The sequence below is a fragment of the Actinomadura rifamycini DSM 43936 genome (genome assembly GCF_000425065.1).
In the GTDB taxonomy this organism is placed as follows: Bacteria; Actinomycetota; Actinomycetes; order Streptosporangiales; family Streptosporangiaceae; genus Spirillospora; species Spirillospora rifamycini.
Window position 1 is genome coordinate 25,405 of record NZ_AULB01000022.1, and the last position, 22,037, is coordinate 47,441.

Below are 22,037 nucleotides of genomic sequence, written 5' to 3' on the forward strand. Positions count from 1 at the left end.
CCCGGTGCCGTCCGGCCGGCCGTCGGCTTTTCAGAGGCTGCTTCCCCCGTGCCGGAAGGCGTGGCGGCGGGGAGTGGGCCTCAGGGGGCGAGCGGGGCGGACGGTCCGGCGGGGCGGCCGTCGCCGGTGCGGCCGGCGCCCGAGACCGCGCCGGACTTCGCGCCGCCGCTCCCCCGCGCGGCGCCGCAGGCGGACCGGCACGCGGCGGCGCCGTTCGGCGGTGCGGACGTGTCGGGGCGGCGGGCGCCGCACGGGGACGGGGCCGCACGGCGGATCGGGCGGACGGTGCGGCGGGTGGTCGGCGCGGCCGGGGACGGACGGGCGCCGGAGGGCGTCGCGGCGCGGCTCGGGGCGCCGGTGCCGTCGTGCCGCCGGATCGCGGTGACGAGCATCCGGGGCGGCGCGGGCAAGTCGACGGTCGCGGCGCTCGTCGCGGAGATCGTCCGGCGGCATCGGGACGACCGGGTGGTCGCGATCGATGCGGACCCGGGGCTCGGGTCGCTGCCCGTGCGGCTCGGCGTCGAGGGGCGCGGGTCGGTCCGGCATCTGGCGGCGGCGCGTCCGGGGTCGTGGCGGGAGCTCGCGACGCACCTCGCGCGGACGCCCGGCGGGTTGTTCGTCGTCCCGGCGAGCCACGGGTCGGTCGCGGACGAGCTGGAGCACGAGACGTTCCAGCGCGGGGCGGGACGGCTCGGCGAGTTCTTCTCCGCGGCGATCGTCGACTGCGGCGGGGGGCTCGACACGGAACTGCACCGCGGGATCATCGCGGGCGCGCACGCGCAGGTCTTCGTCGCTCCGGCCACCGTGGACGGCGCGCTCAGCGCGCGCACCGGTCTGCAGTGGTTCGGCGACAACGGGTTCGGTCGGCTGCTGTCGCGCACGGTGGTGGTCCTGGTCGCGCACACGCCGAAGCCGGACACCGATCTGGAGCGGGTGCGGGAGTCGCTGGCCCCGTTCGGGCTTCCGGTGGCGCACGTCCCGTTCGACCGCCATCTCGCGGCTGGCGGCGCGATGAACCCGGACCGCGTCGGCGCGGCCGCGTTCGGGGCGGTCACGGACATCGCGTGCGACGTCTTCACCCGTTCCCTGGACGCCGCATGAGCCGCGAACTCATCGTGCTGTCCCCGCGCAGGCCCGACGTGGACGCGCTCCGGGTGCCGGGCCTCGACATCAGGAACGCCTACGTGTTCGACGAGCGCGAACAGTTGCTCGTCCGCATCGACGTCCCGGTGCTAGTGCCCGTCGCCGGGGAAGTGGAGCGCCTCCTCGGCGTTCCGGTCACCGGGCCCGTCTGGTGGGTGGAACTCCGAGCCGCCGCCGGTTCGACCCACGCGGCGGAGGTCCTGCGGCGGTGCGCGGACGAACTCGCGGCCCGGCACGACGGCACCGTGTGGAGCGCGCGGTGATGCGTACGGTGGGCGGGGCCGACGTCCTCACGGACGCGGCGATGGTCGTGCTGTGCGATCGTCCGCTCGTCCCGTTGAGCCCGGCCTTCGACGCGTACCTGGACGAGTGCGCGTCCACGAACCGCACCCTTCAGTTCGTCACCCCACCGGACAGCCGGGTCACGTTTCCTCTCGCGCAGTCCGAAGCGCATTGGATCGTGCATGACGACGGCTACTACGAGGGCTTGACGGGACGTCCGATGCACTGGGACGGCGCCATGTTCGTCCCGGATCCGGACGCCCGCGACTACGCCCCCGCCTACACGACGCCGCTCGCCGCGCCGATCAGCCCGCGGCTCGTGCTGACCGTGCGGGCGTCGCACGCAGCCGACGAGCCGCTCGGCGCGCACGTCCACCACCTGATGCGCCTGTTCACGGGAAGTCCCCCGGCAGGCTGGGGGACGACCGAACCCCTGCGGCACGCGTGGGACGCGACGGATCTGACGGCGCACGTCCACGGCGTCGGGGAGGCGCGCCTCGTCGCGGTCGGCGCCGGCGAACGCCCGTGCATCGCGGCGCTGCGGTTCGCGCCGCTCGACCCGCCCGCGTCCGGTGTGGCGGAGACGACGACGCTCACGGTCGGGTACGGCCCTGACGAGACCGTGCCCGTCGGCGACGTCCCGGCCCTCATCGGCGACCTCCCGGGAACGCCGCCCGCGTCGGTTCTGGCCCAGATCGACCCCGGACGCCCGGACCTCACGCTCGAACCCCGCTGGGCCGGCCCGTCCGCCCCGATCGGCCTGGCCGCCCACGGCACCTTCACCGGCCCGCCTGGCTTCAGCCGCCGCCCGCTGGGCGGCCTCACCTGGTTCCCCCTGGGCGAAGGCCGCTCCCCCGACTACTGGCGGCGCCACGACGCGCTGCTCGCCTTCCTCGAGACGGCCGGCGCCGACTGATCCCGGCACCGCTCGGGAGACGCCGCGCCCAAGTGAGCGGTCAGGGGCGGCGGTTGCGGAGGAGGATGGAGGTCAGGGCGAAGAGTGCGGCGAGGGCGGCGCCGATGAGGGCGCCGCGGGTGAAGCCGCCCGTGAAGCCGTCGCCGCCCGGGTCGCCGAGGAGGAACCAGGCAGCCGCGGCGCCGGCGCCGAGGAGCACGTAGCCGGCGAGGAACGCGTAGAAGCGGCGGCTCCAGAACAGGTGGCGGGCCGGGGTCTCGGGGGCGGCGGGGAGTTCGGCGCCGGGGCCGAGGGAGGCGGCCTTCGGGCGCTTGAAGTACTCGAAGTAGACCCAGGTGCCGCACGGCTCCCAGCCGTCCGGGGCGAGGCGGGCGGCGAGGGCGGCGCGGCGGCCGGGCAGGACGGTCTCGCGGCGGTACTCCCAGCGCTGCGGGCGCTCGGGGTCGCGGCGGCTGATGAAGCGGCCGGCGTTGTCGATGCGCTCGACCTCCCAGCCCTCGTCGCCGAAGCGGTTCAGCAGCCGCCGGTCCTGGAAGGCGTCGGCCGTCCAGCGCCAGGTGTCGTCGGACGGGCCCGGCTCGGCGGCGGGCGCGGACGGGTGCAGGACGGCGGCGAACTCGGCGGCGGGGCCGAACTCGTCCTCGGGGTCGGTGCCGGACTCGGCGACGTGCGCGGCGAGGTCGTCGACCGTGGCCGCGGCCTCGTCGTCGGGGACGCCGGCCGCCCGGAGGCGGGCGGCCAGGTCGGCGAAGTAGGCGGCGCTCATCGTTCTCCCCGGGCGAGGACGTCGCGGACCGACTCGTCGAACGCGAGCCACAGCCGCGACTGCTCGGCGAGCGTCGCGCGTCCCTCGTCGGTCAGGTGGTAGTAGCGGCGGCCGGGACCGCGGTCGGCGACGCGGAACTCGGCGGAGACGAGTCCCGCCTCCTCGAGGCGGTTCAGCACCGGGTACAGGGTGCCTCCCTTGATCTGCCCGAACCCCGCGTCGGCGAGGCGCTTGGCGATCTCGTAGCCGTAGCTCTCGCCGTCGGTGAGGGTCGCGAGCACGAGCAGGTCGAGGACGCCCTTGAGCCAGCTCGCGCGGCGGTCAGCGGCCATGGTGGTCATCTTCTCCGCGATCCAGGTAGTGGTGCAACCTAGCCGGCCGCGGGCGCGGTGCGGCGGGTGGCGACGGCGGGCAGGACGACCATGGCCATCACGTCGATGAGGACGTGCACGGCGATCGGGAGGACGAGGCTGCCGCTGGACAGGTAGAGGTACGTGAGGGAGTAGCCGGCGACCGCGACGAGGAGCATGCCGCGCCAGCCCTGGTAGGCGTGGCCGGCGACGAACAGGGCGAGGGCGAGGGCGGCGGCGGTCTTCGGGCCGAGGCCGAGGACGCCGACGCCGAGGGCGATGAGCAGGCCGCGGTAGACGATCTCCTCGCAGACGCCGGCCGTCACGGCCATGGCGAGCGCCCAGCCGCGCTCGGCGGGGGTGCGGGGGTGCATGCCGGTCAGGGCGGGCTGTGCGGGGACGTCCTTGCGGAAGCGGGTGGCGAAGGCGATGAGCGTCACCGCGAGGGCCGCCCCGGCGATCATCCCGAGGGTCGTCGAGGGGTCGGCGGGGAGGCGCAGGCCCAGGTCGGACGTGGCGGCGCCGGGCGAGACGGCGAGGACGGCCAGGGCCGCGGCGGCGGAGGCCCAGGCGCAGGCGACCCAGAGGCGGAACATGCGCGTGAGGGCCTTCGGGTCCGTGTCGCGGCGCCGCAGCATGCGGTCGTAGGACCGCTTCCCGACCAGGCCCTCGGCGAGCACGTACCCGAGGAGCGGGACGGACAGGGCGAGGCCCAGGGTCGAGAAGTCAGGCGAGATGTGCATGGCGCCCTCCATTCGGATCGGTTCAACGATCTAAACTGTACGGCAATCTAGTTAGGAATACAATCTAGGTAGCCGAACCGGTGGCCCGGCGGGCGTCGCGGACGGGAGGCGGGCTCCGGAATAGCTCGCAAGTTCTTGCAGTTAGAAGTAATGACGGAACGCCCGTAAAACGGGTATCAGGCCACATAACCGACACCATGGAGGTCTCCGTGCCCAGCAGCATCCCCAGGCGCCGGCCCGGCGCCGAACGCCGCCAGGTCAAGACCACGTCCCTGCGCGCCCTCGCGGTCGCCGCCCGCCTCGAACGACACCACGAGCAGGAGGGCCCACCGGGCGAGGCGTCCGGCCGGGCGGAGTCCCGCCCCGCGCGGCGGACGCCCGACCCGGCCTGACCTCGGCTTCCCGATGCCCCCGCGGTTCGCCCGCGGGGGCATCGGCGTTCCCGCGCGCCCGCCGCGGGCCGTCCGCCCGGGGGCTCGATCATCCGCTTCCGGGGCGGCGTACCATCATCTGCTCGTAGTCTTTCCGACATGACCGGAACGACGGGGGAGCGAGTGGCGTGACGGACAGGACGATGCCGGACGCCCATCCGCTGCACACGGGGGACCCGCGGCGGCTGGGCGGGTACGAGGTCCTCGGCCGGCTCGGCGAGGGCGGCCAGGGCGCCGTCTTCCTGGGACGACCGGAGGGCGCGACCGCCGCCGCCGACCACGTCGCCATCAAACTCCTGCACGGGGGCCTCACCGGGGACGACTCGGCGCGCGCGCGGTTCGTCCGCGAACTCGAGGTCGCGAAACGGGTGGCCCGTTTCTGCACCGCGCAGGTCCTGGACGCGGACGTCCTGGGCGACCAGCCGTACATCATCAGCGAGTACGTGCCGGGTCTGTCGCTGCACCGGGTGGTGCGCGAGGAGGGGCCGCGCCGGGGCGGCGCCCTGGAGCGGCTCGCCATCAGCACGCTGACCGCGCTCACCGCGATCCACCAGGCCGGCATCGTCCACCGCGACTTCAAGCCGCACAACGTGATGATGGGACCGGACGGCCCCCGCGTCATCGACTTCGGGGTGGCGCGCGCGCTGAGCACGGCCGGTGAGACCCAGAACGTCGGGACACCCGCCTACATGGCGCCGGAGAACTTCACCGGCGCCCCGATCGGCCCGCCCGTGGACATGTTCGCGTGGGGCACCACGATGGTGTTCGCCGCGACCGGGCGTCCCGCGTTCGGCAACGACGAGCTGGCCACGGTCATGCACCGCATCCTGACCGGCGAGCCGGACCTCGGCGAGCTGCCGAGCCCGCTCCGCGAGCTGGTCGTGGCGTGCCTCGACAAGGACCCGGCGCGGCGGCCCACCGCCCGGACGGCGCAGGAGAGCCTCGTCGGCGCGGCCAGCGGGGCGGCGCCGGGGGCGGCGCCCCCGCCGCTCCCGGCCTTCCCCGGTCCCGCCGCGCCCGGCCCGCAGGCGTCCGGTCCGCAGGCCGCGCCGCAGGCCGCGGGGCCGTACTCGACGAACCCGCACCCCACGAGCCCCCATCCGTCCGGCCCGTACGCCGCGGGGGCGGCGGGTCGGCCGTCCGACCACGCCACCGACCCCCGGTACTCCGGGACGGCGCCGCAGCCGGACCCGTTCGGCGGCATGACCCCGCCGCCCGGCACCGTGCACCCGCACGCCGTTCCGGGCGCGCACCAGGCCCCGCACGGCGCGCCGGGCCCGGACGGCCGGCGCCGCGGCGGGCTCGCGCTGCCGATCGCCGCGGCCGTCGCCGTGGCGCTGGTCGTCGGCGCGGGCGGCGCGTGGGCGGCGATGCGCTCGGGCGGCGACGACGGCGGCGACCGGCCGGTCGCGTCGGACGACCGCGCCGCGGCGCAGGACGGCACGGCGGGCGACATCCGGCCCGGCCCGGAGGAGGCGGACGGCAAGGCGTCGAAGCCGTCCCCGACGAAGAGCGGGAGCGCGAAGCCGACGCAGAGCACGAACACGCGGAAACCGGGCGGCGGAGCGCAGCCGACCCCGGGCCGGAGCACGGGCACCGGCGGCGGTGGCGGCGGTGGCGGCGGCTCGGCTCCCCAGCCGGAACCGGCCAACAAGTACACGCCGCAGCAGGCGTGCGGCGGCGGCTACTCCGTACTCCGCTCGATGACGGTGCCGGGCGGCCGCGCCTACCTGCTCTACAGCAGCGCAACGCGGAAGAACTGCGCGGTGACGATGAAGACGCAGAACGTGGGGACGAAGTCGTCCGTCTCGACGTTCGTCCAGGCGAAAGGCAAGGGGCAGGTCTCCGACGGCGGCTCGTTCGAGTGGTACGCGGGCCCGGTGTACGTGCAGGCGCCGGGCGTGTGCGTCCGGTTCGGCGGCAACGGCAGCGCCTCGTCCTACGGCAACTGCGGCTGAGCGGCGCTGAGCCGCCCGGTGCGGTCCGGAGCCGCTCGGACGCGATCAGGGGGGCCGGATACGAGAAAAGGCCGCCTCCAGGGCGGCCTTCGCCGTCTGCCACGGGAACCGCACGCGATGCGGACGGGTCGACGTTCGACACTCCGTTGCCGACCCGCCTGCGTTTCGACGAACCGCATTGGGGCGATCCCGCGGGCGGGATCATGCGGGGTTGGGTTGCGGTCTCGAGAGGTTCCGGTAGCGGGTTTTTCTGTCCTGGACGGACTAGTTGCGGGACGCGATCAGATGATCGAAGTCGCCGTCTTTCGCGCCCAGGATGAGAGCTTCGATCTCGGGGCGCGTGTAGATGAGGGCCGGGCCCTCGGGGTGGCGGGAGTTGCGCATCGCGACGCGGTCGCCGGGAAGTTCGGCGATCTCGACGCAGTTCCCCTGGGAGTTGCTTCGCCGGGACTTCAGCCAGCGCGCCCCCTCGAGGGCCGTCGCGGGCATCCCGTTGTCGTAGTCGTTCTGACCGGCCGGAAAGCGGCCGTGATCGGTCTGGAGCATCATGTCTCTCTGAGAAGATCACCAAGAAGCTCGACGGTGCGTTCCGGGGTGGCACTGTCGACGCACAGGCGTTCCATCGCCTGCAGATAGGTGTCGACGTCGTCGCGCTTGTCCAGGTACATCGCGCCGGTGAGGTTCTCGACGTAAACCACGTCCGGCAGATCCTGCTCGGGAAACCGCAGGATCGAGAAGGCCCCTCCCTCGGCGGCGTGGCCACCGAACCTGAACGGCATGATCTGGATGGTGACGTTGGGCAGCTTCGACATCTCGATGAGGTGCTCGAACTGGCCGCGCATCACTTCCGGACCGCCGATGGGTCGCCGCAGCGCCCCCTCGTCCAGGACGGCCCACAGGCGCGGCGCTTCCGGGCCCGTGAGGCGCTCCTGGCGCTGCAGGCGCAGCTCCACGCGCTGGTCGATCTCTTGTTCCGAGGCACCGGCGTTCCCCAGGCGGATCACCGCACGCGCATACCCCTCCGACTGCAGCAGTCCCGGGACGAACTGCAGTTCATACGTGCGGATCAGCGCCGCCGACTCCTCCAGACCCACGTAGGTCTGGAACCAGCCGGGCAGGACGTCGTTGTACCGGTGCCACCAACCGGGGGTGTTGGCCTCCCGCGCCAGCTGCAGCAGGGCGTCGCGTTCGGACTTCGCCGTGACGCCGTACAGCGAGAGCAGGTCGTCCACGTCTCGTTCTTTGAAGCTGACCCGCCCGAGCTCGAGGCGGCTGATCTTCGACTCCGACGCGCGGATGACGTACCCGGCGTCCTGACGGGTGACGCCCTTCGCCTCCCGCAGGCGACGAAGCTGCGACCCGAGCAGGATCCGACGCACGGTCGATCCGCTTCCCGGCGTCTCTGAAGTCACGCCCAACCTCCCGGCTTCACTGGCGGACAGCGAACCTAGTGTGCCACTGACCTCCGTGTCCTGCGGTTACCTCCGATCGACCGAGCCCCTCCAAGCCGTCTCACTCCCCCCACGACCCGGATGCACGTGCATTGGGCCTTGCATTCGCACGCTACGATGCGCAGGATAACGCACGAGACTTCCGAGCCACGGCTGCACAACGAGAACACTCTGCGGGGTCCCGGGAATGACGTCACGCCACGCGCACGACGACACGCGGTGGGAGCTCGGCCCCGTCGTGGGGCCGGCCGACCCACAGGACCATGCCGTGCATTCGACACCCGTACCGGAATCGTCCGACCTGCCCCCTCGCCTCGACCGGGGCCTGGCCGCGCTGAGCGAGCTGACCGGGCCGACGGTCTCCTTCACCGTCGCGCCCGACCCCGAGTCCGTCACCGAGGCGCGGCACTTCACGCTGTCCCGGCTCGACGAGTGGGGCCTGTCCGATCTCGCCGACGACGTCGGGCTGGTCGTCTCCGAACTCGTCACCAACGCCCTGCGGCACAGCGGCGGCGCCCTGGCCGGCGGGCGCCGCACGGGCGACGCCGTCCACCGCGAGGACGCCCACGGCCCCGCGCCCCACGAGGAGAGCCCGTACGGCGCGGCGCAGTACGGCGAGGCGCGGTTCGGGCCGGACGCCCGCGGCGCGAACGCCTTCGGGACGGGCGCGTTCAGCGACCCCGCGGACCCGCTGGGCTCCGCGCCGTCCGCGATCCGCCTGCGGCTCGTCCACGAGGGCCCCTGGCTGCTGTGCGGAATCCTCGACGCCAGCCGCTCCGCGCCGCGCCGCAAGGAGCCCGACTACATCGCCGAGACGGGCCGGGGCCTGCACCTCGTCGAGTCGTTCAGCGTCCGCTGGGGGTGGCGCACCCTCGCCCGGGGCAAGGTGGTCTGGGCGCTGTTCCGCTCGGACCCGCCCCGATCCTGACGGCACCGGACGCCGGAGCGGCACCCGACACCGACTCACGGCGACGACACCTGCACACGACGACGACACCGATATACGACGACGACACCGGCATCCGGCGACGCGGAGCGGCCCTCGGCGGCAGGCGCGACAAACCAGACGATCCGGGTATGACACGCTTCAAAGGGAATGACCCGGCAAAGACCGGCGGCCAGGACCGGCCGGGACGACCGCAGGGAGGAGCACCGGTGGAGTTCGCCGTCGAGCACCGCGAGGAGAAGGGCCTCACCGTCGTCGAGATCAGCGGCGAGATCGACGTCTTCACCAGCCCCCGGCTGCGGGAGGAACTGCTCGACGTCATCGAGGGCGGCGGCCTGCACCTGGTGATCGACCTGAGCGAGGTCACCTTCCTCGACTCGACGGGCCTCGGCGTCCTCGTCGGGGTCTACCACCGGCTCCGCGCCCGCGACGGCTCGATGTCGTTCACCGGCGTCGGCGACCGCGTCCGCCGCGTCTTCCACGTCACCCAGCTGACGAAGATCTTCGTGCTGCACCCGTCGCTGGAGGACGCCGTCGCGGCGCACGAGTCGCAGGCGTCCTAGAAGTTATCCACAGGTTCCCGCGAGGGTTCGGCGGGGCCGTGCAGCCGGTACGGTGGCACAGAGATCAAGCCCGCCGCTGGGCCGTGTTCCGAAGGGCCCGTCCCGCCGACGCGCGCGGTGCTGTCCGCAAACCGATACGGACGGGAGCGCTCCGTGGCAGAACAGCCGCTGCATGAGCACACGCTCGGCAATGGCCTGCGCGTGGTGGTCTGCGAGGACCATGTCGTACCGCTGGCCGCAGTGAACCTCTGGTACGGCGTGGGGTCGCGGCACGAGCGCGCCGGCCGGACGGGGCTCGCGCACCTGTTCGAGCACCTCATGTTCCAGGGATCCGCGAACGTCGCCGAGGGCGAGCACGCCGCGCTGCTGGAGAGCGCGGGCGCGTCCTTCAACGCCAGCACGTCCTTCGAGCGCACGAACTACTACGAGACCGTCCCGGTCAGCCACCTGGAGCTCGCGCTCTGGCTGGAGGCCGACCGGATGGGGACGCTGCCCGCCGCGCTCACCCAGGCCAACCTGGACAACCAGCGCGACGTGGTGAAGAACGAGCGCCGCCAGCGGTACGACAACCAGCCCTACGGGACGGCGTTCGAGCGCCTGTGCGCGCTCACGTTCCCCGAGGGCCACCCGTACGCGCACACGCCCATCGGCTCCATGGAAGACCTCGACGCCACCACCCTCGAGGACTGCGCCGACTTCTTCGCCACCTGGTACGCCCCCGGCAACGCCGTCCTGTCCGTCGTCGGCGACGTCGACCCGGAGAAGACGATCGCGGCCGTCGAGCGCTACTTCGGCGGCATCCCGTCGGGCCCGGCGAAGCCGCCCGCCCGCGCCGGCGACCTCGGCCCGCTCGGCGAGATCCGGGGCGAGACCCTCGACGAGGAGGTCCCCTCCCCCGCCTACTTCGCGATGTTCCCCCTCCCGACGGACGGCGGCGACGACGTCGAGGCCGCCGAACTCGCCGTGGAGATCCTCGGCGGCGGGTCCGGCTCGCGGCTGTACGACCGGATGGTCCGCCGCGACGAGATCGCCACCGAGGTGTGGGCGGGCGTGACGCGGCTGGCGTCCGGCCCGTCCCTGGCCATCGTCGACGCGATCGGCCCCGACCCGGAGAAGATCGCCGCGGTGCTGGACGAGGAGCTCGCCCGGTTCGCCGCCGAGGGCCCCGACGCCGACGAGACCGCCCGCGCCACCGCGCAGGCCGAGCGCGGGTTCCTCGAGCAGACCGAGACGGTCACCGGGCTGGCGAACGCGCTGTCGCAGAACGCCACCCAGTTCGGCGACCCCGCCCGGGTCTTCACCGCTCCCGGCCGCGCCGCCGCCGTCACCGGCGACGCCATCAAGGAGATGGCCGCCCGCTGGCTCGCGCCCGGCGCCCGCACCGCCCTGACCTACGGAGGCACGCAGTCGTGACGCAGACCCCGGGCCTGAACCTCGCGCCCCGTCCCGTCCCCGGGCCCGTCCCGGCGTGGGCCTTCCCCGCCGCCGACGCGGGCCGCGTCCCGGCCGGTCCCGCGACGCTCCGCTGCGACCTGCCCGGCCGCCGCCTCGCCGCCGTCCGGCTGGTGCTGCACGCCGGCGCGGGCCGCGAGCCCGCCGGGGCGGACGGCGTCGCGGCGCTCACCGCGCGCGCCCTCCAGGAGGGCACCGAACCCGGCGGCGGCACCGCGCTGACCGCCGCGTTCGAGCGGCTCGGCGCCAGCCTCTACACCTTCGCCGACCTCGCCGCCCTGCGGATCGGGCTCGACGTCCCCGCCACCCGGCTCGCCCCGGCGATGGAGCTGCTGTCCGCGGTGGTCCGGCGTCCCGCGCTGGACGACGCCGACGTGCGGCGGCTCGTCCGCGAGCGCCTGGAGGACATCGCGCAGGAGGACGCCACCCCGGCGTCCCGCGCGATGCGCGAGCTGCGCGCCGTGATGTTCCCCGCCGAGGCCCGCGCGTCCCGCCCGACCGGCGGCGGCCGCGCCTCCGTCGAGGCCCTGACCGGCGCCGACGTCCGCTCCTTCTACGGGTCGATCGTTCCCGCCGAGGCCACCGCCGTCGTCGCCGGCGACCTCACCGGCCTCGACGCCGACGCCGCCCTCGCCGCCGCCCTCGAAGGCTGGGCCGGCACCGGCGGCCCGCTGCCCGCCGCCGACACGATCCTGCCCGAGTCCGCCCCGCGGATCGTCATCGTCGACCGCCCCGGCTCCGTGCAGACCTACCTCAGCTTCGGGCACGGCGTCCCCGACCGCTCGCACCACGACTGGCCGTCCCTCACGGTCGCGGCGCACGTCCTCGGCGGCGGGCTCACCTCCCGGCTGAACACCGTCCTGCGCGAGGAGAAGGGCTACACCTACGGGATGCGCGCCGGGCTGCTCCGGATGCGGTACTGCGGGCTGTTCGTCGCGCAGGGCGCCGTGCACACCGAGGTCACCGCCGACGCCGTCGCCGACGCCCTCACCGAGCTGCGCGGCATCGTGTCCCGCGGCATCGAGGCCGACGAGCACGGCGCGTCCGTCCGGGCCCTGGCCGACCGGGCGCCCGCCGAGTACGAGACGCCGTTCGCCATCGCCACCGAACTCGCCGACGCGTCCGCCAGCGGCCTCGGCGCCGACTACCCCACCCGGTACCTGGAGGCCGTCCGGGCGTCCACCCCGGACGGCGTCGCGCGCACCTACCGCAAGCACGTCGACCCCGACGCGCTGACCGTGATCGCCGTCGGCGACGCCGAGCAGATCCGCGGCCCGCTCGAAAAACTCGGTTACGCCTCTGTCACCGTCACCTCGAAGGAATGACCCATTTCCCCTAGGGTTTCGGTTGTCGGCATGAACCGTCGCACGGCGGCTTCCGTCTGACCTCTGCGGGGAATCCGCGCCGACGTCACAGAGAGGAACGGCCGGTGTCCTACGGGCAGCCCCACGGGGGCATGGCGGGCGGACCGTCCGTCGACACGATCCTGTCGGAGCCGAACTGCAAGCCGGGCGGCGTGATCGCGGGCACGGTGCACCTGCGCGGCGGGGGCCGGCCGGTCGACGTCCGGCACGTCACCCTCGCGCTGATGCCGCGCATGCAGAACGGCTACGGCGGCGAGACCGCGGGCCCGGAGGTCTACCGGGGCGCGCTCACCCGCTCGTTCCGGCTGGAGACCGGGCAGCAGCGCGACCTGGCGTTCTCCATCCCGCTGCCCTACGAGCTGCCGTTCACGACCGTGCTCGGCCGGACGCTGCCCGGCTTCACGATCGGGATGTGCACCGAGGTCGACGCGGTCGGCCAGCCCGACCCGGGCGACATCGACCCGATCTCCGTGGAGCCCCTCGAGTCGCAGCAGTGGGTGCTCGCCGCGATCGCGCAGCTCGGCTTCAAGATCGGCAAGGTGACGTTCGAGGAGTCGAAGCTGCGCGGCGTCTCGCAGCAGCTCCCGTTCCACCAGGAGATCCACCTGTCGCCGCCGTCCCAGTACCGGGGACGGCTCGGCAAGGTGGGCCTGAGCTTCGTCGCCAGCCCGCGCACGATGGCGTTCGTCCTCCGCGCCGAGGACCGCGAGGCCCCGCCCGACGACGCGTTCGGCGTCTTCCAGGTCCCGCACGCCGAGGCCGCCGAGGCCGACTGGCAGCGCAAGATCACGCAGTGGCTCGACGCCGCGGCGGCCCTGCGGCCCAAGGCGTCCCCGCACGGGCCCGCGCCGTCCCCGCACGGTCCGGCGCAGTCCCCCTCGGGCGGCGCGCCGCTGCCGCCGCCCGGCGGCGCCTACCCGCCGCCGCCGTCGCCGTCGCCGTCGCAGGGCTACGGCCCGCCCGGCAACGCGAACTACCCGCCGCCCGCGCCCGCGCCCGGCCAGGCCCCCGCGCCCGCCGCCGCGCACGCGTCCGGCCCGCAGCCGTACCCGCCGCCCGGCCAGGGCGGCGCCCCCGGCTTTCCCGGCACCCCGCCGCCGCCCGGCCCGGGCTACCCGGCCGGAGCACCGCACGGGCGGCCCGCCCCCGCCGGCCCTCCGCCGCACGGGCAGCCCGCCCCCGCCGGGCCCCCGCCGCACCAGCAGCCCCCGCCCGCCTACCCGCAACCCGGCGGCCCGTACGCCGCGCCGCCGCCGTACCCCCCGGCCGCCCCCGGCCATCCGGCGCCCCCGCCCCCGCACGTCCACCACGGGCATCCCGGGCACTCCGGGCACCGGCACGGCCGCGGCGCCGGCATCGCCGCGGCCGGTCTCGCGGCGGGCGGCGTGGCCGCCGCGGGCGGTGCGGCCGCCGCGGGCGTCGGCGGCGCCATGGCGGTCGGCGCGATGGGCGACGCCGCGGTGAACGCCGCCGGCTACGCCGCGAACGCCGCCGCGTACCCGGCCGTCGACCAGTTCGGCAACGCCATCGGGCAGGCCGGGCAGGAGGCGTTCGCGCAGGCCGGGCAGTACGCGTTCGACCAGGCGGGCCAGTACGCCGGGCAGATGGCGCAGGACTTCGCCGGGCAGGCCGCCGGCGAGGTCGCGAACGCCGCGTTCGGCGAGGCGGCCAACGCGATCGGCGGGGAGGTCGCCGGCGCCATCGGCGGCGAGATCGCCGGCGGCGTCGGCGAGGTCCTCGGCGGCCTGCTGGGCGGCCTGTTCGGCTGAGGAAAATGCCGGGCCATTCGGACGACATCGGCCGCCCCCTCGGCGGGGGCGGCTCCGGGTGGTTATCGTCGAGAGCGCAGCCGCCTCTCGAGGAGTGACATGACCACCGTGATCCTGGTCCTGCTCTGCCTTGCGATCGCCGGACGCGAGCTCTACCTGGCCTCCGACAAGCGGCTCCCCCGCGCCCAGGTCGAACTGCGCGAACTCCGCGCCCAGCTCGCCGAACTCACCCGCCGCCACGAATCCCTGCAGGCCGACGTCGCCGAGGTCGCGGCGCCCGGCATCCCGATCCCGCAGCCCGACCGGTCCCCGGACGTCCTCGACCGGTTCGACGCCCTGCACGACCGCGTCGTCGTCCTCGAGAAGACCGTCGGCGAACTCACCGAGGACCTCGCCGGCCTCGACGCCGACCGCGACGCGCAGCGCGCCCTCGCCCGCTCCCTCGACACCGTGGAGCGCGACGTCCTCGAACTGCACCGCGAGATGCTCGACCGGCTCGACCGCGACGAGGGCGTCGTCGGCGGGCTCCTCCTCTCCGAGGAGGGCGAGGCGGAAGCGCTGCTCTCCGACGCCTTCGAGGGCTGCGCGTCCGAGTACGGGCTGCGCGTCCGCGTCCGCGCGCCCCGCACCGACGGCGGCTGGCTCGGCACCGCCTACCACCTGTCGGGCATGCGCCCCGACGCGCTCGCCGAGGAGCTGTTCTCCTACGCGCGCGGCCTCTACGCCCCCGACGACCCGTCCGCGCTCGGCGCCCTCCTCGCCGAACTCGCGCAGCTGCGCGGCGGCGGCGTCGCGCGCTTCGGCCCGTTCACCGCCGTCCGCACCCAGAGTTCGCTGCTCTGCGGGCTGCTCCCCGACGACGACGCGGCCGAGCCGTGGGAGCTCGCGGGACGCGTCCGCGAACTCCCCGAGGACCGCCGCTGCGACCTCACCTGGCTCCGCGCCGACGACTGATCACGCGCGCACGAACCGCGGCGTCTCGTCCCGCACCGTCAGCGCCAGCAGGCACCGCGGCACGCGCGCCTCGTCCACGCCCAGGCACAGCGCCAGCCGCAGGTCCGGGTCGACCACCACGGCCCGCCGCAGCGCCCGGAGCGTCCGCCGCGCCCGCGCCCGCGTTTCCGCGCGCCCCGGCTCGTGCAGCGTTTCCGTCACCACCCGCCCCGCATACCGCCACAACTCCGCCGAATCCAGGACGCGCGTCCCGGCCGCCGCGAGACTCGCGACGATCACGACGCCGCTGTCCTCGTCCTCGGCCCGCGGCGCCGCGAGCGTCCCCTCGCCCGGCGCCACCGGCCCCCCGACCGGCCGGTGGTAGCGCAGCGGATCCAGCGTGTCGATGACGAACGCCCCCGGGTACGGGCGCGACGCGCGCCCCTGCCGCACGTCCGGCCGCGCCCGTCCGGTGTGCGCGCTGAGGTCGAGCACCATCCCCGCGTGATCGACCCACGCGGGAACCCCCAGCCCCGGCGCGCGCCGATCCAGCTCGACCATCGCGCCCCACAGTTCGTCCGCCCGCCGGGACAGCGTCACCGCCATCCCCGACCCCGGGAACGCGCCCTCCAGCACCGCGAGCGTCGCGGCCCACGTCGCGCTCCCGACGAACTCCCCGACGAACGCGTCCACGAGCGCCGCACGCCGCCCCGGCTCGACCTCCGGCCGACGCACCGACTCCGACGGCTTGCGAAGCCGAACCGACTCGGGCGCTGGAGCCGGTGTGCTCCCCGGTCCCCGTGCGCCTGTCGCTCCCGGGGCCGGCCCCGGGGCCGGTCCCGGAGCGCCCGCCGGTTCCCGAGCCGACCCCCGAGCACTCGCCGGTTCCGGGGCACGCGCCGGGTTCGATCCCGAAGCCGGTCCCGAAGTGCTCGCCGTTTCCCGGACGCTCGCCGTTTCCCGAGCCGCCCTCCGAGCGCTCGCCGTTTCCCGGACGCTCGCTGGTTCCGGTTCCGAAGTGCTCGCTGGGTACGGTTCCTGAGCCGGTCCCAAATCGCTTGCCGATTCCGCTCCTGGAGCGCTCGCTGGTTCCGAAGCGCTCACCGATTCCCGGCCGCCGATCGGTTCCCAGCCGCTCTCCGATTCCCGGGCGCTCATCGGTTCTCGGGGGGCCACCGGTTCTCGGGGGGCCACCGGTTCCCGGCCGCTCACCGGGTCCCGGCCACTCATCGGTTCCCGGGGGTCAACCGGCTCCCGGCCACTCGTCGGTTCCGTCGAACTCGTCGGCCCTGAGGATGGGGCCGTGCCGAGTGCCCCGCGCCGCACCCACGCGGCCGAGTCCTCCCGCTCTTCTCCCAAGTGCCCACCGGACGGTTTCCCGGTCTCGCTGGACGGGTCGTCCGGTGCGGGTGCCGAATCGGACGGCCCGTCGACCGTCCCGACGACGCTCCACAGGTCGTCCGCCGATCCCTTCCCCGGCGGCAGCCCTCGCGGCGCGGACGACGCACGTCCCGGCGGGAGCCCGCGCCCGGCCGCCCGATCGGGCTCGTCTCCGGCGCCCGGCGGCGGTTCCGGCGCGGCGCCCTGGACGGGCGGCGCCGGTTCGTCCTCGGGCACGCGCGGACCGCGAGGCGTCCAGTCGAGGGACGTCGCCGAGGGCTCCTCCCGCGGCTCCTCCCGCGGCTCCTCCCGCGGCACCTCCTGGGGCACCTCCTGGGGCACCTCCTGGGGTGCTGCGGGCCGCTTCGCGGCGTCCGTCCGACCCCGCGTCTTCCACAGCCACGACATGCGCCGCCCGCGCCCCTTCCGCGCCGGGGGCTCGGGTCGCCACTCGTCCTGCCCTGGTGGCGTCTCCGCGGACGCCGCCGCCCCTTCGGGCGCGGCCGCCCCGGCCGACGACGCGGCACCCCACGAGGCTCCGGTGACCCACCCACCGTCCGGCTCACCGGACGGCGGCTCACTCCCCCCGGCCGACGCCGAGCCTGCTCCCCCACCCGCAGGCGGGGGCCCGGAGCCCCACTCGGCCGGAGTCGGCGCCACATGTCCAGAAGCATTGCCCAGCGCGGATTCACCTTCGGGCGGCCCAGCGACCGACGACCACTCCGCGCCGCCCGCATCCGCAGGCGACACCGGCGACGGCTGCCCACCATGCGCGACCGAAGCCGACGCCGCATCCTCATATCCCGCACCGGGAGTGTCCTCCGACGAGGAAGCACCCCACGACGCCGGGCTTCCGGGCGCGGAACCGCCTCCGTCAGAGCCTGGAGCCCAATCCCGACCGCCCGCCACTACGGTCGGCGGGCCGGCCGCGCCCGTAGACCCCGACTCGGCCCACGAAGCCCACTGAGGCACCTCCGGCGCCGCACCGCCCGGACCGTCCTCCGTAGGCGACACCGAGCCGCCAGGCACGGAACCGCCCCCGGACGAACCGGACACCGGCGACCAATCCGCGCCGCCCGAACCCGGTGACGGTGCGCCACCCTGCGACGGCCCTGACAAGTCCGAAGACACCGATTCAGTTTTCGAGACCCGCTGAGGCAACCCCGATGCCGCACCGCCCGCACCCCCGGACGCCTCCCCGTCCTGGGACGGGCCGGACGCGCCCACAGACGCACGATCGTCCCCCGACGACCACAGAGGCGACACCGAACCCGCACCACCCCCACCGGCCCCCGGTGCAGCAGCACCCCACGACGCGCCGCCCCCACCGCCGGGCGGCTGGGCCTGTGACGGGGCGGACGTGCCCGCGGGCGGGCCCTCGGCTTCCGGCGACCACTGAGGCGACAGCGAACCCCCGCCACCCGCAGCGGCGTCCGGTGCAGCAGCACCCCACGACGCGCCGCCTCCACTACCGGGCGGCGGGGCCTGTGACGGGGCGGACGTGCCCGCAGGCGGGCCCTCGGCTCCCGGTGACCACTGAGGCGACAGCGAACCCGCACCACCCCCAGCGGCCCCCGGTGCAGCAGCACCCCACGACGCGCCGCCCCCACCGCCGGGCGGCTGGGCCTGTGACGGGGTGGACGAGCCCGCAGGCCGGTCCTCGGGTCTCGGTGACCACTGGGGCGATGTCGGGGCCGCGCCGCCCGGGGGGGCCGCGCGGCCGGGGGTGGGCGTTCCCCACGACGGGGTCGGCGAGGTGCCCGGGGTCCACTGCGGGGCCGTCGGGGACGGGCCGGGCGGGGGGAGGGAGGGTGAGGCAGATGTCTCCGGACGGTAAGGGCGCGGTGGTGCGGCGCCTGCAGGCGGCTTGGATCTGCCCGCCACGTGGACGTCTCCCGGGTGCGGGAGCGCGGGTTCGGGTGCTGGACGTTCGTGCGGGCCGGATGTCACGCTTCCGATCCTGCGTCCCACGAAGATCATCGGCAAGGTCGGCCGAAGAGTGCGGCGCACAGGGATTCGAGGCGGGCGGGGCCGTCCTTGACGGGGTGGACGGTGAGGGCGTCGCCGTCGTGGTGGAGGCGGACGGCGATCTCGCGGCCGACGGGTTCGGTGAGGCCCTGGGCGGCGGCGACGTCGCCGAGGCCGACGGAGACGACGGCGGGGAGGCGGGCGGTGTCGGCGGCGGTGCGGAGCGCGTCGTGCCAGAGGTCGAGGAGCCGGTGGGTGAGGCCGTTGAGGACGCGGGCCCACGGTTCGACGAGGGGGGCGGGGACGTCCTCGGTCTGGAGTTCGGGGAGGCCGAAGCGGGCCAGGCCGCGGGTGGTGAACCAGTAGCCGTCGCCGGACGGGGTGTGCGGCAGCAGCACCCAGTCGGTGAGCCGGACGGTGCCGTCGGGGGACGGGAGGGAGCGTTCCAGGCGTTCGGGGGTGAGGATCTGCGGGGTGAAGACGTCGATGACGGTGCCGGGGACGGCGTGCGCGATGGTGCGGGCGGCCCATTCGTGGGCGGGCGGGCGGCCGGGACGGTACGCGGCGCGGACGACGAGGAGGTGCGTCGCGCGGGCGAGGTCGGCGAGGTCGGCGGGGGCGGCGCCGTAGGCGGTGAGGAGGTCGGTGGGGAGCGGGGGCCAGTCGGCGGCGGGGCGCTGGTCGAGGGTGACCATGGGACTGTCGAGCATGCCGAGGGTGAGGTCGCGCAGGGGCGGTTCGATGCGGCGGGCGATCTCGGTGCGGGCGAGGTCGGCGGTGACCGGTGCGGTGGAGGCGACGGCGTAGACGGCTTCGAGGGTCTCCGGGACCGGCAGCGTCAGTTGTTCGCCCACCTTTCGATCTGAACGGAGCGGGCGCCGGAAATGATCTGGCGCGGGGGTGACGGTTCCCTATAGGTCGTGCTCGAACCAGACGACCTTGCCGTGCGCGGTGCGGTGGGTGCCCCAGCGGCCGGCGAGGTGGCTGACGAGCTGGAGGCCGCGGCCGGTCTCGTCGGTGGCGGCGGCCGTGCGCAGGTGCGGGAGGTCGGCGCCGTCGTCGTAGACCTCGCAGACGAGGGCGCGCCCCCGGACGAGGCGGAGGCGGACGGCTCCGGCGCCGTGCAGGAGCGCGTTGGTGGCGAGTTCGCTGGCGAGGAGCTGGATCGTGGGGGTGAGGGCGTCGAGCTTCCAGGCGGCGAGCCGGTCGGCGACCTGCGCGCGCGCCCAGCGGACCATGGACGGTTCGGGTTCGAGGTCCCACGCGGCGACGTCGGCGGGCGGGATCCCGTCGAAGCCGACGGCGACGAGGGCGACGTCGTCGACGGGGTTGTCGCTGCCGAGGCCGGCGAGGACGGCGTCGCAGGCGGCGTCGAGGTCGGGGGGCGCGGCGGCGAGGTGGCGGCGGAGCTCGCGGAGGCCCTGGTCGAGGTCGCGGTCGCGGCGTTCGAGCAGCCCGTCGGTGCAGAGGACGAGGCGGGAGCCGTCCTCGACGGGGATCTGGACGGCTTCGAAGGAGGCGCCGCCGACGCCGATGGGGACGCCTTCGGGGAGGTCGAGGACGCGGCTCTCGCCGTCGGGGCCGACGAGGACGGGCGGGACGTGCCCGGCGTTCGCGAGGGTGCAGGTGCGGGCGACGGGGTCGTAGATGGCGTAGAGGCAGGTGGCGAGGTAGTCCTCGCCGAGGCGGCGGGCGAGGCCGTCGAGCTGGCGGAGGAGGCGGCCGGGGCGGGTGTCCTCGCCGGCGAGGGTGCGGACGGCGGTGCGGAGCTGGCCCATGATCGCGGCGGAGGTGAGGCCGTGCCCCATGACGTCGCCGACGACGATGCCGAGCCGGCAGCCGGGGAGCGGGATGGCGTCGAACCAGTCGCCGCCGACCTGGGCGGCCTGCCCGGCGGGCCGGTACCGGTAGCGGACGCGCGCGCCGGCGACGTCGGGCGGGTCGTCGGGGAGCATGCTGCGCTGGAGTTCCTGGGCGACGTGGACCTCGCGGCGGTAGAGGCGCCCGTTGTCGATGCAGAGCGCGCCGCGGCGGGCGAGTTCGCCGAGGAGGGCGAGGTCGACGTCGTCGAAGCCGGGGCGGTCGGGTTTGCGGAGCAGCTTGATGTTGCCGAGGGCGCGGCCGCGGGCGATCAGCGGGACGATCACCAGCGCGCGTCCGGTGTAGAGGGGGCGCAGGTCGCGGTCGGTGAAGGGCGCGGCGAGCCGGTCGGCGCACGCCTTGTCGACGCGGGGCAGGTGGACGGTGCGGCCGGTGCGCATGGCCTGGAGGCAGGCCGTGCCGGGCGGCAGCCGGAGGATCTCGCCTTCGGGGGCGATCTCGTCCCACCGGCCGGGGTCGTCGTTGTGGACGACGCCGACGCGGCGGACGCGGACGGTGTCGGCGATGTCGGCGGCGGGGCCGGCGGAGTCGGCGACGACGTCGAGGAGTTCGACGGCGGCGAAGTCGGCGAGCCGGGGGACGACGGCGGCGGCGAGGGCGCGGGCGGCCTGGAGGTGGTCGAGGGAGCCGCCGACCTGGTCGCCGGCTTCGCCGAGGAACGCGAGGTGCTGCCGGACGGCGTCGGGGCGGGCGGGCGCGACGGGGCGGGCGGTGCCGGCGGCGGCGGCGAGGGGGCGGACGCGCGGTTCGTCGGGCGGGCCGCCGCGGTAGGGGACGATCGGCAGCCGGATGGTGAGGCTGAGGGTGACGGCGGGGCAGCCGAGGCCGAGGACGCGGCGGGTGATGGCCGGGGTGGCGGGGTCGGCGGGCAGGAGGGCGGCGAGGGCGCGGGCGGCGGCGTCGCTCGCGGCGGTGACGAGGGCGGGTTCGACGCGCAGCAGGCTGGCGCCGGAGTCGCGGCGGGCGGCGCCGTCGGGTCCGGCGACGAGGACGCCGCCCATGGACAGGCCGGGGCCCTGCTCGCGGAGGTGCCGCAGGTCGGCGGCCAGGGCGAGGACGGCGGCGCCGGGCGCGTCCTCCAGGGGGTAGACCCACCAGGCGGTCTCGACGAGTTCGCCGTGGTCGGCGCGGGGCACGGTGCAGGCGCCGCACCAGACGTGCCCGAACGCGCCGGGCTGGAAGGCGGCGCGGTGCTCGCCGGGGAGCCGCAGGAGGGCGGCGGGGGCGCGCCCGACGGCGTCGTCGGGCGGGACGCCGAACAGGTCGGCGGCGGCGGCGTTCCAGTGCACGATGCGGCCGTCGCGGTCGAGGGTGAAGGCGGCGATGCGGGCGACGCCGAGCAGCTGCTGGTGCAGGAACCTGGGCGTGTACGCCTCGGGCGGCGCCCCGTCGGCGATGTCCGGCGGGCGGCTCTGCGGGACGGTCATGCGGACCCCCTGGACGAACGGCGCGCGCGCCTGATCGGCAGGCGCCTGACGAGCACTGGCGACCCTTGGTGAAGGTGACGCTACATCGTGTGACGGCGGCGTGTCCGCGCTACGCGGAAAGCGGCCGGGGTTTCTCGCGCCGGGCGGACGCACCAGTCGGACGTCCGGTGCACGCCCGCCCCAAAATGACCAGAAGCGGCAAATGGCGCCAATAGTGCGTTGACACCCCTCTCACCCCGGATGACGATCACGCAACCCCCAGTTGTGATCAATGCCAGGGAGGGCGCGATGACGCGCACGCTGTTCCGGCACAG

19 protein-coding genes are annotated in these 22,037 nt (G+C 75.2%); 11 read left to right on the forward strand and 8 right to left on the reverse strand.

Translation table 11 applies throughout. The features are described 5' to 3' along the window. The first annotated feature begins 126 nt into the window (after positions 1-126). The 3 genes from H505_RS50650 to H505_RS0121310 are packed head-to-tail and all read left to right on the forward strand — an operon-like array spanning position 127 to position 2,341. Complete coding sequence (locus H505_RS50650; protein ID WP_051300984.1) at positions 127-1,101, forward strand: nucleotide-binding protein; 975 nt, start codon at positions 127-129, stop codon at positions 1,099-1,101. Then, a complete protein-coding gene (locus H505_RS43435) occupies positions 1,098-1,406 on the forward strand; it encodes a hypothetical protein (RefSeq protein ID WP_051300985.1) in 309 nt (102 codons plus the stop codon). Before H505_RS50650 ends, H505_RS43435 begins: the two co-directional genes overlap by 4 nt. Further along, positions 1,406-2,341 carry a DUF6177 family protein gene (locus H505_RS0121310; protein ID WP_051301009.1) on the forward strand — a complete coding sequence of 312 codons (936 nt, stop codon included), beginning with the start codon at positions 1,406-1,408 and terminating at the stop codon, positions 2,339-2,341. Before H505_RS43435 ends, H505_RS0121310 begins: the two co-directional genes overlap by 1 nt. Before the next feature lie 40 nt (positions 2,342-2,381). On the opposite strand, the gene H505_RS0121315 is transcribed toward H505_RS0121310, so the two are convergent. Genes H505_RS0121315 through H505_RS0121325 form a run of 3 tightly spaced genes read right to left on the reverse strand, consistent with a single transcriptional unit; the run spans position 2,382 to position 4,200 of the window. Beyond that, entirely contained in the window at positions 2,382-3,107 is a 726-nt protein-coding gene (locus H505_RS0121315) for a hypothetical protein (protein ID WP_026403604.1), read from the reverse strand. Beyond that, complete coding sequence (locus tag H505_RS0121320) at positions 3,104-3,439, reverse strand: PadR family transcriptional regulator (protein WP_026403605.1); 336 nt, start codon at positions 3,437-3,439, stop codon at positions 3,104-3,106. Before H505_RS0121320 ends, H505_RS0121315 begins: the two co-directional genes overlap by 4 nt. Before the next feature lie 38 nt (positions 3,440-3,477). Further along, a complete protein-coding gene (locus tag H505_RS0121325; protein ID WP_026403606.1) occupies positions 3,478-4,200 on the reverse strand; it encodes a CPBP family intramembrane glutamic endopeptidase in 723 nt (240 codons plus the stop codon). A gap of 209 nt (positions 4,201-4,409) precedes the next feature. Here H505_RS0121325 and H505_RS0121330 point away from each other — a divergent pair, with 209 nt between their 5' ends. Beyond that, positions 4,410-4,592: a hypothetical protein gene (locus H505_RS0121330; protein WP_125620191.1), complete on the forward strand. Its 183-nt coding sequence runs from the start codon at positions 4,410-4,412 to the stop codon at positions 4,590-4,592. Positions 4,593-4,759: 167 nt separating this feature from the next. Beyond that, complete coding sequence (locus H505_RS51810) at positions 4,760-6,589, forward strand: serine/threonine protein kinase (RefSeq protein ID WP_245592596.1); 1,830 nt, start codon at positions 4,760-4,762, stop codon at positions 6,587-6,589. 264 nt (positions 6,590-6,853) lie between these two features. On the opposite strand, the gene H505_RS0121340 is transcribed toward H505_RS51810, so the two are convergent. Both H505_RS0121340 and H505_RS0121345 read right to left on the reverse strand, forming a co-directional pair. Continuing rightward, positions 6,854-7,138 (reverse strand): DUF397 domain-containing protein, encoded by a 285-nt coding sequence (locus H505_RS0121340; RefSeq protein ID WP_051300988.1) that lies wholly within the window; start codon positions 7,136-7,138, stop codon positions 6,854-6,856. Further along, positions 7,135-8,001, reverse strand: a complete 867-nt coding sequence (locus H505_RS0121345; protein WP_026403609.1) for a helix-turn-helix domain-containing protein — start codon at positions 7,999-8,001, stop codon at positions 7,135-7,137. Before H505_RS0121345 ends, H505_RS0121340 begins: the two co-directional genes overlap by 4 nt. A gap of 307 nt (positions 8,002-8,308) precedes the next feature. Between H505_RS0121345 and H505_RS51815 the strand changes: the two genes are divergently transcribed. The 6 genes from H505_RS51815 to H505_RS0121375 all read left to right on the forward strand — a co-directional run bounded on the left by H505_RS51815 (position 8,309) and on the right by H505_RS0121375 (position 15,088). Beyond that, positions 8,309-8,968 carry an ATP-binding protein gene (locus H505_RS51815; protein WP_026403610.1) on the forward strand — a complete coding sequence of 220 codons (660 nt, stop codon included), beginning with the start codon at positions 8,309-8,311 and terminating at the stop codon, positions 8,966-8,968. 227 nt (positions 8,969-9,195) lie between these two features. Then, the gene (locus H505_RS0121355) at positions 9,196-9,549 is read left to right on the forward strand and encodes an STAS domain-containing protein (RefSeq protein ID WP_026403611.1); all 354 of its coding nucleotides are present in this window, start codon (positions 9,196-9,198) and stop codon (positions 9,547-9,549) included. A 153-nt stretch (positions 9,550-9,702) separates the two neighbouring features. Beyond that, the gene (locus H505_RS43445) at positions 9,703-10,962 is read left to right on the forward strand and encodes a M16 family metallopeptidase (protein WP_034519112.1); all 1,260 of its coding nucleotides are present in this window, start codon (positions 9,703-9,705) and stop codon (positions 10,960-10,962) included. Next, a complete protein-coding gene (locus H505_RS0121365; protein ID WP_026403612.1) occupies positions 10,959-12,326 on the forward strand; it encodes a M16 family metallopeptidase in 1,368 nt (455 codons plus the stop codon). Before H505_RS43445 ends, H505_RS0121365 begins: the two co-directional genes overlap by 4 nt. Positions 12,327-12,430: 104 nt before the next feature. Continuing rightward, a complete protein-coding gene (locus tag H505_RS52465) occupies positions 12,431-14,134 on the forward strand; it encodes a sporulation protein (RefSeq protein WP_157433082.1) in 1,704 nt (567 codons plus the stop codon). A 99-nt stretch (positions 14,135-14,233) separates the two neighbouring features. Further along, positions 14,234-15,088: a hypothetical protein gene (locus H505_RS0121375; protein ID WP_026403613.1), complete on the forward strand. Its 855-nt coding sequence runs from the start codon at positions 14,234-14,236 to the stop codon at positions 15,086-15,088. Here the strand turns inward: H505_RS0121375 and H505_RS0121380 are convergent, their stop codons facing one another. From H505_RS0121380 to H505_RS43460, 3 genes are all read right to left on the reverse strand, one after another. Continuing rightward, positions 15,089-15,802, reverse strand: coding sequence for a hypothetical protein (locus H505_RS0121380; protein WP_157433083.1), 714 nt, complete (start codon positions 15,800-15,802; stop codon positions 15,089-15,091). It abuts the gene before it with no gap. A gap of 2,621 nt (positions 15,803-18,423) precedes the next feature. Continuing rightward, positions 18,424-19,269: a hypothetical protein gene (locus H505_RS43455; RefSeq protein ID WP_245592597.1), complete on the reverse strand. Its 846-nt coding sequence runs from the start codon at positions 19,267-19,269 to the stop codon at positions 18,424-18,426. A gap of 57 nt (positions 19,270-19,326) precedes the next feature. Next, positions 19,327-21,723, reverse strand: coding sequence for an ATP-binding SpoIIE family protein phosphatase (locus tag H505_RS43460; RefSeq protein WP_051300990.1), 2,397 nt, complete (start codon positions 21,721-21,723; stop codon positions 19,327-19,329). Positions 21,724-22,037: the final 314 nt, after the last annotated feature.